This window comes from Thermophilibacter mediterraneus (genome assembly GCF_900119385.1).
Classification (GTDB): Bacteria; Actinomycetota; Coriobacteriia; order Coriobacteriales; family Atopobiaceae; genus Thermophilibacter; species Thermophilibacter mediterraneus.
This window is the reverse complement of the sequence record NZ_FPKO01000008.1, coordinates 287482-300065: the sequence shown is the minus strand read 5'-3', so window position 1 is coordinate 300065 and position 12584 is coordinate 287482. Positions and strand designations below refer to the sequence as shown.

The 12584-nt window shown below is 67.4% G+C and carries 8 protein-coding genes; 6 read left to right on the top strand and 2 right to left on the bottom strand.

What is annotated here, in order from left to right:
- Positions 1–292: 292 nt before the first annotated feature.
- Complete coding sequence (locus BQ7106_RS03470; protein ID WP_072371290.1) at positions 293–2698, bottom strand: glycosyltransferase; 2406 nt, start codon at positions 2696–2698, stop codon at positions 293–295.
- A gap of 433 nt (positions 2699–3131) precedes the next feature.
- Here BQ7106_RS03470 and BQ7106_RS03465 point away from each other — a divergent pair, with 433 nt between their 5' ends.
- Positions 3132–6140 (top strand): S-layer homology domain-containing protein, encoded by a 3009-nt coding sequence (locus BQ7106_RS03465; RefSeq protein WP_072371287.1) that lies wholly within the window; start codon positions 3132–3134, stop codon positions 6138–6140.
- 217 nt (positions 6141–6357) lie between these two features.
- Here the strand turns inward: BQ7106_RS03465 and BQ7106_RS10965 are convergent, their stop codons facing one another.
- Complete coding sequence (locus BQ7106_RS10965; protein WP_072371283.1) at positions 6358–6558, bottom strand: hypothetical protein; 201 nt, start codon at positions 6556–6558, stop codon at positions 6358–6360.
- A gap of 73 nt (positions 6559–6631) precedes the next feature.
- Between BQ7106_RS10965 and BQ7106_RS03455 the strand changes: the two genes are divergently transcribed.
- The 5 genes from BQ7106_RS03455 (at position 6632) to BQ7106_RS10610 (ending at position 12301) form a co-directional block, all read left to right on the top strand.
- A complete protein-coding gene (locus BQ7106_RS03455; RefSeq protein WP_072371281.1) occupies positions 6632–6931 on the top strand; it encodes an AbrB/MazE/SpoVT family DNA-binding domain-containing protein in 300 nt (99 codons plus the stop codon).
- Positions 6912–7346, top strand: a complete 435-nt coding sequence (locus BQ7106_RS03450) for a type II toxin-antitoxin system VapC family toxin (protein WP_072371279.1) — start codon at positions 6912–6914, stop codon at positions 7344–7346. The genes BQ7106_RS03455 and BQ7106_RS03450 overlap by 20 nt, the downstream gene beginning before the upstream one ends.
- 378 nt (positions 7347–7724) lie before the next feature.
- Positions 7725–8540 (top strand): hypothetical protein, encoded by an 816-nt coding sequence (locus tag BQ7106_RS03445; RefSeq protein ID WP_072371277.1) that lies wholly within the window; start codon positions 7725–7727, stop codon positions 8538–8540.
- Positions 8518–9069: a helix-turn-helix transcriptional regulator gene (locus BQ7106_RS11140; RefSeq protein ID WP_083526876.1), complete on the top strand. Its 552-nt coding sequence runs from the start codon at positions 8518–8520 to the stop codon at positions 9067–9069. The genes BQ7106_RS03445 and BQ7106_RS11140 overlap by 23 nt, the downstream gene beginning before the upstream one ends.
- Before the next feature lie 139 nt (positions 9070–9208).
- Positions 9209–12301, top strand: a complete 3093-nt coding sequence (locus tag BQ7106_RS10610) for an S-layer homology domain-containing protein (RefSeq protein WP_083526875.1) — start codon at positions 9209–9211, stop codon at positions 12299–12301.
- Positions 12302–12584 lie beyond the last annotated feature (283 nt).

The following is a 12584-nucleotide window of genomic DNA, read 5'->3' as shown; positions in this document are numbered from 1 at the left end:
CTTGGCAAATTGGGGCTCTGTGGGCTCCTGAGCTGCCCCCACTGGATGCTGAACATCAAAAGTTATACCCAACCACAGGGGCGAACTGACGAAATCGGCTCTCTGGGGTGCACGAAAAGAGGGGAGTACCCACTCGCCGCATTTCTGTGGCATGAACGCCGGCTGCCACGCCGGCTGCCACGCCGCCGCACGCCGCCACGCCGGCCGCGCCGCACGCCGCACGCCGGCCACGCCGGCCACGCCGCACGCCGCCGCACCTCGCGCGCCGCCGCGCCACGTCGCGGCGGCGCGCCTACCTCCCCAGCAGGGCGTCGAGGAAGCGGAAGTGCCCCGTCGAGGCCTCCGCGAGCGGCGCCACGTCGATCGGGTCGGTCCGCAGCAGCGCGTCGACGCAGCGCTCCGGGTCCGCGTCGGCCAGCTCGTCGAGCTCCACGCCGCCCTCGAACGCCAGGTCGTCGAGCACCTTGCGCGTCTTCTGGTCGTAGACGACCGGCATCACGCGGCAGCCGTGCGCGAACCCGAGCACCATCGCGTGGAAGCGGGTGGCCACCACGCACTCCGCGCCCTCGAACTCGCGGACGACCTCGTCGGGCGCGGTCCGGTAGAATGCGGTCCGCACGGCCCCGCGCCACTCGGGCTCGAGGTCCTCGAGGATGCGCGCGACCTCGTCCTCGTCGCCCTGGCCCTGGCAGAACGAGACGAGCGACACCTCGTAGCCGCGCGCGGCGAGCGCGCGGACCATGCCGAGCATGAGGCGGTGGTACGCTCCGCCGTACTGCTCGATGCCGTTCTTGCCGGTGCGCCCGACGAAGGAGATAGGGGAGACGACGACCCTACGGCGGCGCTCGGCGCGGCGCGCGGGGTAGCCGAAGATGATGTCCGGCGCGTAGGCGACGTTGGGGTAGCCGGCGAAGAGGTCGGCGGAGTAGCGGTCGCGGAAGGTGACGCCGTCGTAGCGACGGAAGAGCTCGCGGTACGCATCGAGGTAGGCGGGATCGGAGTAGGGGCCGAAGTTCCCGCCGATGAAGAACAGGTGGCGCGCGTTGTCCGCGAGGAAGGTGTCGGCGGCGAGGAAGTCCGAGAAGTCATCCGCGTGCTGGACGAAGCAGCACCCCCCGATGTGCGCGACCGCGTCCGAGGAGCGCACGAGGTCGCTGAAGTCGGACGGGTCGTGCACCGTCAGGTTGCCGACGTCGGCGAAGCGCCCCGCGTAGCCCTCCGGGGCCACCACGCTAAAGCTGACGTCGGGGTAGCGCGCGCAGAGCATGCGGACGAAGAGGTCGTCGCCGAGGTTGCCGGCGAGAAACGCATGGGCAAAGACGCGGGGCCCCGACGGCGCGTGCCCGGCTTCGACGGCGGTCGCGACGGCGCCCGGGGCGTCGGTCCCGTGGCCGTCCGCCGCGCGCCCCGCGTCGGCGCGCCGCCCGCCGCGCGCGAGCGAACCGAGGGCGCGCAGCGGGCGCGTGAGCCTCCAGCTCGTGGAGCCCTCGAGCTCGCCGATGCGCCCGCGCAGGCCCGCGAGCTCGACGTCCTTCTCTCCCACGAGCGCCTCGAGGTCGCGGACGTGCCCGCGGAGGGTCTCGATCTCGCCGTTCAGCGTGTCGATGGCTGCGTAGAGGGCGTCCTTCTCCATGGAGAAGCGCGTGCGGAGCAGCGGGTCGTTGTAGAGGTGGGCGGTGGTGAGCGCGTAGAAGCGCTGGACGGGGAAGTCGTAGCGCTCCTCGAGCAGCCGGCGCGTGCGCTCCTGGGCGAGAAGGGCCTTGAGCGCGCGAAGCCCCGCCGGCGCGACGGGCACGTCCCACTCGAGCTGCGGGCGGCAGAGCAAAAGCGCCCTCTCGCAGGCGAGCTCGTCGGGGGTGCGAGAGTCGCCCCGCACGAAGTCCTCGCCGAAGGCGTCAACGAAGACCTGGTCGGGGAGGTCGTCGAAGAGGTGCGCCCGGATGTCGAGGTATTCGTTGAACGTGCGGGTGACGTTGTCCTCGCTCTCCTCGCTCGCGTTCCTGCCCTGGTCCCGCGCGCCCACGAACCTGCGCATGGCGATGAGGCGCTCGGGCACCACGAGGAGGTTGCGACGCTTGGCGATGCGCACCCAGTAGTCGAAGTCGTGGAGCTGGCGGTACGTGAGCTCGAAGCCGCCCGTCTCCCTCATGACGGCGGAGCGCATGAGGACCGACGAGTGGAGCAGGCAGTTGCCGTGGTAGTAGAAGCGCCGCAGCCACTCGCGCTGCGTGGAGAAGGTGACGTCGGTGAGGGACATGAGGTCGCCCGCGAGGTCGTTGATGAGCTCGCCGCGCTCGTCGATCCAGTCCGCCCAGCTGAAGCAGACGTCGATGCCCGGGTGCTCGCGCAGGGCTGCCATCTGGCGCTCGAGGCGGGTGGGGTACCAGAGGTCGTCGGAGTCGATGCGCGCGAGCCACTCCCCGCGGACCTTGGAGAAGCCGAGGTTGGTGGCGCGGCAGATGTGGACGTTGCGCTCGAGCCGGTGGAGCTCCACGCGCGGGTCGCGCGCGGCGATCGCCTCGACGACGCGGCACGAGTCATCGGTGGAGCCGTCGTCGACGACGATGACCTGCAGGTCCGTGACCGTCTGGGCGAGGACGCTCTCGAGCGCCTGGCCTATGGTGTCGGCATGGTTGCAGTTGACCATCAGGACGCTGACGAGGGGCTCGCGCTGGCTGGTGCTCAGGGTTGCGCTCAAGGTGCGCTCCGTTCTTTGGCGTGTGACGTTCGCCCCCATTATAGGTGTCTGACATAGGTGTCTTCTGACATTGGTGCCGGGGGAAAGTGTCACATGACATTGGTGCCGGGGGAAAGTGTCAGGGTCAAGTGTCAACCCCGCGGCCGTCGGGGCGGGGCCGCCTGCGGCTCCGGGGCCCGCCCGGCCGAGCGCCGGCCATCGCCAAATCAACACACGCGCCCCAAGGCGGAGGGGGTGCAATTATTCCTTAACCACGCGCGTTCCCCAAGCATGCGTTTCAGCTGGCTTCCAGTAAACAAAGCGCAGGTAAAAGTACCTGAAATGAGCAAACGACGACCGACGAGCGTTGACGCGGGAGGGGGCATGTCGTAACGTCACACGGACACATTCGACCCCCCGGCCGACGCCGGGACGCGAGAAGGGAAACGGTTACATGCCGAACAATGGGAACGGAAGGGTCGCGCGCGTCGCGGCCGCTGCGGGCCTGGGCCTGACGCTGGCGCTCGGCGCCGCGCCGGTTGCGGCGCTGGCGACCGAGGGCGCGACGGTGGCGGGCGACGCCGTCACCGGGGCGGACTCCGCCCAGGAGCATGCGTTTGAGATCAATGACGAGAATGACTTCGAGACCGCGCTGGCAGAGCACCGAGAGAATGCCGTCTGGAACCTGTCCGCTGACATCAAGCTCAGCCACATGCTCGACCTCTCGGGCCTCAAGAACGTGACGATCAACGGCAACGGTCACACCATCACGGCGGGCTCCGGCTTCGCCTGGAACGCGGGCAACCAGAACGCCTGCCACCTCGTCCAGGTGCTCAGCTCCACCGGCGTGACCCTCGAGAACGTGAACCTCGTCGCGACCAACGCGAACAAGCACGTGCTCAACGTGTATACGAGCTCCGATGTCACGCTCAGCAACGTGACCCTCGACCACAGCGCCGCTCAGAACGGCGGCGCCCCGCTCGTGGTCAACGCCTCGAACGTCACCGCCGACGGCCCCCTCACGCTCGTCACCGGCACGAGCTCCTGGTACGCGGCGAACGTCGACTCCAGGTACGGCGCGGCGTCCTTCTCCGTCAGCCCCTCCGCGAGCGCCGACCTCGCCATGGTCGGCCCCGCGGCGTCGGGCGGCGTCGTCGCAGAGAACACGAGCGGCACCGCCAACAGCAACGCGGCGACGGTGGACCTCGGCGACGGCAAGCCGGTCACCGCTACCGACGCGAACCAGAAGCCCGCGAAGCTCGTCGTGGCGACGGTCGGCGACGAGTCCTTCTCCACCATCCGGGAGGCCGTTGACGTCGCCGAGTCCAAGGACGGCACCCAGACGGTCACCGTCCAGCGGAGCGTCCCCATCGAGAGCACGATCTCCGTCGACGGCGACATCACCGTCACCGCGGCGGAGGGCGTCACGCTCAGGGCGCTGAGCAACGGCAAGAGCTCGTTCGTCCTGAGCAACGGCGCCAAGCTCGAGGGGCTCAAGGTGACGGTCGACGACGTGAGCGCCAACACTGACATCGTCCAGATGAACGCCGGCACGTCGGTCGCGAACTGCGAGTTCGTCGGCTCCTTCAACGTCTCGGCCAACGATACACAGACCGTCCGCGCCATCGTGGGGGTGGCCGGCGCAACGGGCATCAGCATCACCGGCAACACGTTCACGAACCTCCGCCAGCCCGGATACATCAACGACTGTGCCGGAACGATCTCGGGCAACACGGTGACCGGCACGCGCGGGTGGGTCGTCTGCGGCAACTCGAACATGGAGATCACCGGGGAGAAGTTCTCCGGCAACGCGGTCGACATCGCGATCATTGATGACAGCGCGGAAGACCCGTCGAACGTCAACAACTACGCCAAGAAGGCCGCGCAGCTCAGCTCCGCCAACAGCGGCGCCTACGTGCAGGACCAGCTCGCTTCCGTCGAGGCCGAGGACGGCGCCATCGTCGTCGGCAGGCAGGCTGACAGCGCCACGTACACCCTCCAGGCCGCGCTCGACGGCGCCGCGGAGGGCGACACCGTCAGGCTGCTCTCCGACGTTACGGTCGATGGCGCCGTCAGCGTGCCCGCGGGCGTGACGCTCGACGGCAACGGCCGCTCCCTCACGCTGAGCGTCAACCTCGAGCGTGGCGCCTTCGTCACCGCGGGCAAGGACGCAAACAACGTCACCATCAAGAACCTCACCGTCAACACCAACGGCAACGCCAAGCACGGCGTGCAGTTCTACTGCAACGAGGGCGGCGAGCTCCAGGGCGTCACCGTCAACGGCGGCAGCTGGACTGCGGTCCAGGTCAACGGCGCCACGGGCGTGACCATCACCGGCTGCGACCTCAACCCGGCCGCGAGCGCCTACGCCAACATCGAGTACGGCATGGGCAGCGGCGTGACGACCATCCCGTCCGTCACGGTCGACGACGTCTCCTTCGCGGACGGCGTCACCCAGCTCTGGGCGGACAAGGGCACGGTGAGCGCGATTCAGAACGCGATTGGCAACGGTGCCTCCGAGCAGGATGCCATTAACAAGATCGCCCAGAGTGTCACCAACAAGGGCGAGTCCGACGTCACCGTCTCCGTCGGGACCTCCGACGGCGGGAGCCAGCAGGTCGTCGTCGAGGGCGATACGGCGCCGGTCGTCCCGCCCGCGCAGTCCGGCGAGAAGGTCAGCGTCGCCGAGACCGACGGCGGCACCGTCAAGGTGAGCCCGGAGCGCGCGAAGAAGGGCGAGACCGTGACCGTCACCGTGACCCCCGACGAGGGCCAGGAGGTCCGCTCCGTGAGCGTCGTCGACGCCGACGGCAAGGCCGTCGAGGTCAAGGCCGGCGAGAAGGACGGCGAGTTCGTGTTCGAGATGCCGGGCTCCGCGGTGACCGTTACCGTGACCTTCGGCTGCGACGGCGGCGAGCTCTGCCCGACCCACGGCTTCAATGACGTGGACCAGGGCGCCTGGTACCACGACGCCGTCGACTGGGCCGTGGAGAACGGCGTCCTCAACGGCTACGGCGAGGGTGGGACCTCGCTCGGCCCGGTGGCCGACGTCACCCGCGCCGAGATGGCGCAGATGCTCTGGAACCGGGCCGGCAGGCCGGGGGCGGAGGCCGACCTGTCCGCGTTCACGGACGTCGCGTCCGACGGCTGGTACGCCCCGGCGCTCGAGTGGTGCGTCTCCGAGGGCATCTTCTCCGGCTACGGCGACACCTTCGGCACGGAGCGCACGATCTCGCGCGAGGAGGCGGCCACGGTGCTCTGGCGCCTGTCCGGCTCCCCCGAGGCCGACGTCGACCTCTCCGGCTACGGCGACGCGTCTAAGGTCTCCGACTACGCCACCGGCGCGGTCGAGTGGGCGGTCGCCAACGGCGTGCTCACCGGCAAGGGCGGCGTCGCCCTCGACCCGCAGGCGGGCTGCACCCGCGGCGAGGTCGCCGCGATGATGATGCGCATGGCGCAGTAGCCGCCGTCGCGCGCAACAGGCGAGCCGCATCCGGGCCCGCGCCCCAGCCGACCAGGCCGGGGCGCGGGCCCTCGTTCTTCTCTGCCGCCCGTCCCGGCGGATGCGGAGCGCCGCCCTCGGCGAGGTCCGCCAGCCCCATGCGTGAAATGCGCGCACAGACCACGCGTCGAGGCCGATCCCTGGCGTGGTTCCGACGCTGGGCCCCCGCTCGTCCTTGTCAATACTGCCCCACGAACATCCGGCCAGATCCGGGCATGGACCTAACGAGCTGGTCGAACTCGCCCGTCGCCGGTCCGATCTGGCTCTGCTCCGCACGTTGGCGCGCGGGCCCCATGAGTCGGGCAAGCGTCCGCTGCGTGACGCTCATGACGTTGATGTGGGCGACGGCGTCAATCTGCCGATGCCGCTCCTCCGTCACCTCTCTCGAATTGCGTTGACCATCGCTCACATGGATATTCTCAAAGTAATGACTCGTCATGACAGGAGGACTCATGTACACCTCAACGCTTACTAGGTCGGGCAACTCGGAGTCCGTTGCGATTCCAAAGCCGCTGAGGGAGCGTCTTGGCGTGAGCGCGTCGGAGCCCGTCGAGCTTGACTCCCCGCGCGAGAACGTCGTCGTCCTCTACTTCAGGCGCGAGCGCGCCTCCGACCGACTCGAGCGTCTCGAGCGTGCCAACCGGAGCAATGCGGCTCTCTCCGCGGGCAAGGAGTGGCCGAGGGGGGAGACCGCCGAGAGCTTGATTGACGGGACGAGAGGCGAGCGAGTCCATGGCGACTACGCTCTTTGACGCGAGCGCGCTCGTCTACTGGCTCTTTGTGGAGTCGCCGTGCCACGACGAGGTCAATGACGCCCTGCGCTGGGTAATCGGGCGGGGCGATGACGCCTTGGCGTGCGCCTCGTCGCTCAACGAGACGTACTACACGCTCGTTCACCATTGCGGGTTCTCGGAGGCGGAGGCGAGGCAGGCCTTGAGAAACGTCGTTGACGTGTTCTCGATAGCCCCGACGAGCGAGAAGGTCGTGTGGCGTGCGCTCGAATCTGACGAGACCGACTACGAGGATGCCGTCGTGCACGCATGCGCCGAGCTCAACCAGGTCGACGCGATCCTGAGCTATGACAGGCGCGCGTTTCTTGGCTCGGAGATTCCCAAGGTCGACGCGCGTGGCCTCATGGCGGGGGGCGCTTGGCGTACGGAGGGCTGATGCCGCGGGTGGCGGTGATGCGACTCGAGGCGGCGCGGCCCTCGACCCGCAGGGTGAGCGCCTCCGCGGCGAGGTCGCCTCGATGCTGCGCATGGCGAAGTGGCGCATCCAGGCGAGCTGCATCCGGGTCCGCGCACTGTCCCCGGCCCCCCGTCCTTATCGTCCTCCTGCCCCGAGACGGAGCGTCTCGCGAAAACCGCCTCCGAGAGGGCCCCGCTTTCGCAAATCGCTCCGTTTCGGCGTCGGCGCTGCTCCCGCTCGTCCTCCGCGTGCGGCTGACACTGAACGCTATGACCTGACGCCAGCGTCAAGCGTCAACTGCCGCTTTCTCCGAACGATATGATATATATCTCATATTGACGCAGGAGGGAGGTGCGCATGGCGCGGCACGATCTCGTGACGAGGGTCCAGAACCTCACGTCGCTCTCGTGGAGCGAGAGGGCGTCCTCGTCGGGCACCGCGGGGACCTATCTCAAGGCGCGCACCGGGACGGGCTCCCGCGCGCTCTACTACAAGCTCTCGCGCTTCAACGGGCTCGAGGTGGACGGCTACGAGTGCGTCTACGAGCTCGTCGCGAGCCGGCTCATGGAGGTTCTCGGCATCGAGCACGCGGCGTACCGGCTGGTTCACGCCCGCGTCGTGATAGACAGCGTCGAGCACGTCACGTGGGTCAACACGTCGCGCAGCTTCCGGCTGCCGGGCGAGCGCAAGCTGGCGCTCGGCGCCTTCTTCGAGCTCTATCGCAACGACGGCGAGACGCCGTACGAGCTCTGCCGGCGATTCGGGTGGGAGGACGACGCCCGGCGCACGATGCTCGTCGACTATCTCGTGGCCAACCGCGACCGGCACTCGTCCAACATCGAGGTGCTCGTTGCCCGCGACGGGACGCGGCGCCTCTCCCCGGTCTTCGACACGGGCTTCTCCCTGCTCGCGCCCCTGGCCGGCGACGAGGAGTGCATCCGCTCCTTCGAACCGCTCGCCGACGTCGCGACCACCAACTTCGTCGGGTCGCGCTCGCTCGAGAAGAACCTGGAGCTCGTCGGCCGCGTCCCTCTCGCGCGAGACCTCGTCGCGGGCGATCGCGAGCTTATCATGTCCGGGCTCGACCGGGCCCTGCCCCCGCACCACCTCGAGAAGGTGTGGGAGATCGTCTGGAGGAGGTGGGAGCGCTATGCGGACGTTCGAGATTCTTGACGCGCTGCGGCCGGAGCTCCCCGCGTGCGCGACGCTCGCGTGCGACCAGGCCTCGGGAACCTTCACGGCGGAAGTCGCGCCTTGGGCGGGGCCCAACGACGTGCCGGTCCAGTTCTCGCCCTTCGTCGAGCGGGGGGAGCGGAGGGTGCCCGAGCGCTGGGCGACGGAGTGGGTCGAGGAGCGCGTGGCCCCGCCGAGCAGGCACAACATCGGGGAGGTCCTGCGCGCCCACGGGCTCGACCGCTACGACGCCTGCGAGCTGCTCGCTTCTTCGGGCGGGCGCAGCCCCCAGGACGACTTCTACCTCCGCGAGGTGACGGAGGGCTTCACCGGAGCCGCGCTCCTGGGCCGCGAGCTCGCGCGGGAGCGCGCCCGCGCGGGGCTCACGCAGCGCGAGCTGGCCGAGGCGAGCGGCGTGAGGCAGGAGACGATCAGCCGCCTGGAGCGCGGCCGCGCGAACCCCGCGCTGGGGACCGTCGAGCGGCTTGCGCGCGCCCTCGGGCTGACGGTGAGCGTGCGGATCGAGTAGGCGCCGCCGCACGCGTGCTTGCCAAGTCCTTACGTCCCGCTGCCGGAAAAGAATTGACAGGGGGGGGGTTAGCAATATCGTCCTTTGCATCTGGAGGTTTTCCGGGCGCGCGGCGCCCGGGGTCGAGAAGGGACGTGCGATGTCGAAGTTCGAGTGCGGGAGCGTCGCGAGGTTCGCGGCGGCCGCCGGCCTGGGCCTCACGCTGGCGCTCGGCGCCGCGCCGGTCGTGGCGGTGGCGGAGGGGGCTGGCGGATCCACTTACGAGCCGCACGTCTCCCCAAAGGGTCAAGAGCCATCCGGTGAGGGCATTGACAACGATGCCGGTGTGACGCCGAGTAGCGAGACTGCGGTGGTAACCGATGCGGTGGCCACGGTGACCGCAGTGGATGGCACGGTGACGGGGTACGAGACTCTTTCGAAGGCCCTCTCTAATGCGCCGGCGGGCAGCGCGGTTACTCTTCAGGAGGACGTGGAGCTCACGTCCACCGTTAAGACGGTGAACTTCGGTGTGACCGTTGACCTGAACGGGCACAACGTGAGCTCCTCCGCTACGTCGGCGGTCATTCAGCTCAACACGAACTACGGCAACAAGCCCGTCGAGGGCCTCCCCACCACGATGAGCCTAATTAACAGCGTGCCGGGAAAGGGCGGCGTAGTGAGCGGGCAGCTCCCCCTGAGCGCAAAGCCAGGAGATAGCACCTATTCGCTCGGCGTTGAGATCGGGGAGGGCGTCACCCTGAGCCCGACCGACTCAAACGCCAACGCAATCAAGCTCGAAAGCTCCGCGTATCTTCTCTATAGCGAGCAGACGGCTAGCTACTTCAAGAACGGTGGCTTCAGGGTTGCTGCAGAGGGCGGAGACAGAATATACGGCTCCTACGCCAACGCCGCCGGAGTGCCGGTCGACGGGGTTGTGACCCTGCTCAACGACTACACTGGAAACGAGCAGATTAAGTCGGGAGGCCACAGCTCCACGCTTGACCTTGCCGGACACACGTATACCTATACGGGTACGTCGTCTATTGTGGACATCAACTATGATGGTGCCGCCCTCACCATCACCGACGGTGCGCTCAAGGCGAGCAACGCGTGTGATGGTATTACGATGGTTTACCCCGGGTCTTCCGTTACGCTCGACGGGGTCAGCGTTGAGGTTCCTGGCGGAAGCTACGGCATCGTCACGAACGGCACCAATGTCAACAACGCAATCACTCTGAGGAATTCCTCTCTCGCCGTTGCAAATGGCGCGGGAATCTACTTCCCGAGCACCGGGCATGTCCTCATCGATAATTCGAGCATTACCGCGAAGTATACGGGTGTTCAGATCTGCGCCGGAAGCCTCAAGGTCCAAGGCGACCAAACGTCGATTACCGTGACGGGGACGCCCGTGAACAAGGAAGAAGACGATGGCGTCATTGCCGATGGCGCCGCGGTTTCCGTTGTTGACCGCGCCGGCTATCAGGAGCTCGGCACCGTGAGCATCGTGGGCGGCACGTTCAAGTCAGCGGAGGGGGTCGATGCCATCAAGGCGTACTCCTTCAGCAATGACAACAAGTACGAGGCTGATTGGCCGGGGGCGGGGACTGTCGTTGCTGTCTCCGGGGGCAGCTTCAGCTCTGCCGTCCCCGAGGACCTCTGCGCCGACGGTCTTGAGCCCGTTGACGATGGCAACGGCGGCCATACCGTGGGCATTGCTGAGAAGAACGTGGCGACCGTCTCCGATTCGGAGGGGAACATCGTCGCCGCCTACGAGTCAATCCAGGATGCGCTTGCCTCGGCTGTCGAGGGGCAAGTCGTCACGCTTCTTGGAGATGTTGACGTTGACTCTCAGATTCGCGTTGTCACGCAGGGGGTTACGATCGATGGCGATGGGCACAAGGTGACGTATGTCGGCGACGAGCCCAGCGACGGAACGTATGCCTTCGAAGGCGGCCTTCTCGATGTGGCTGCGGATGACGTGACTATCTCCAATCTCACAATTGTCACGAGGGACAATGTGAAGCACGGCGTCCAGTTCTACGAGAGCGAGGGCGGAGCTCTCAGCGGCTGCACGGTTGACGGCGGAAGGTACACCTCCGTCATCGTCAACGGGTCCAAGGTGACGATTTCCGATTGCACCCTCAACCCCTCTGACGGTGCGTACGCGAACATCGAGTACGCAATGGGTCAGAATGTGACAACAATTCCCGAGATAACCGTAAACAACCTGACCCTTGGTCGAGCAACCCATGAGATCTGGGTGGACGGGGATACGGTTACGAGAGTTCAGTCCGCGATTGGTGGCGGTGCAACGGCTGATGACGTCATGAATAAGGTTGACGAGAGCTTCGTCAACCTCGGAAAGGCGGACGTCAGGATTGACGTTGCTGTTGATAATGGATTCAAGACCATCGTTGTGGAAGGCGTGAGGGAGGACATTCCGTCGACCCCGTCTGGTGATAAGGTCACCGTTGCGGAGACTGAGGGCGGCAAGGTCGTCGTCTCGCCTAGCCGCGCCGACAAGGGTGACACCGTGACCATCACCGCCACGCCCGAAGAGGGCCAGGAGGTCCGCGAGGTCGAGGTTGTTGACGAGGACGGCAACGAGGTCCAGGTCAAGGACGGCGAGAAGGACGGCGAGTTCGTGTTCACCATGCCCGACGGCGCCGTGACCGTGACCGTCACGTTCGGCTGCGACGGCGGCGAGCTCTGCCCGACGCACGGCTTCGGCGACGTGGACCAGGGCGCTTGGTACCACGACGCGGTCGACTGGGCGGTGGAGAACGGCGTCCTCAACGGCTACGGCGAGGGAGGCACCTCCCTCGGCCCGGTGGCCGACGTCACCCGCGCCGAGATGGCGCAGATGCTGTGGAACCGGGCCGGGCGCCCGGAGGCCGAGGCCGACCTGTCCGCGTTTACGGACGTCGCGGCCGACGGCTGGTACGCCCCGGCGCTCGAGTGGTGCGTCTCCGAGGGCATCTTCTCCGGCTACGGCGACACCTTCGGCACGGAGCGCACGATCTCCCGCGAGGAGGCCGCCACGGTGCTCTGGCGCGTTGCCGGCTCCCCCGAGGCCGACGCCGACCTCTCCGGCTACGGCGACGCGTCTAAGGTCTCCGACTACGCCACCGGCGCGATCGAGTGGGCCGTCTCCGAGGGCGTCCTCACCGGCAAGGGCGACGTGGCCCTCGACCCGCAGGCGGGCTGCACCCGCGGCGAGGTGGCCGCGATGATGATGCGCATGGCGCAGTAGCCGCGCGCTTTGCCTTGACACTGGCGTCAGGTCATAGCGTCAACTTGACGCTATGACCTGACGAGATCGTCAACCGACGAGATTGTCAACTTGGGCCGACGGCGCGAGGCAGACGCGCCGTCGGCCCTTTCGTTCTTCTCGTCATGTCCGTCTCTGCTTGGCCAAAACGAAGCGCCATACAAAACACGCCGTAAATCATCCCCCATCGTTGGACGACCCGTCATGGCAGAACCGATGTGGTCGGACGGCGGCGCTGCTCCCATGACCCTCTTCTACGTGCGTC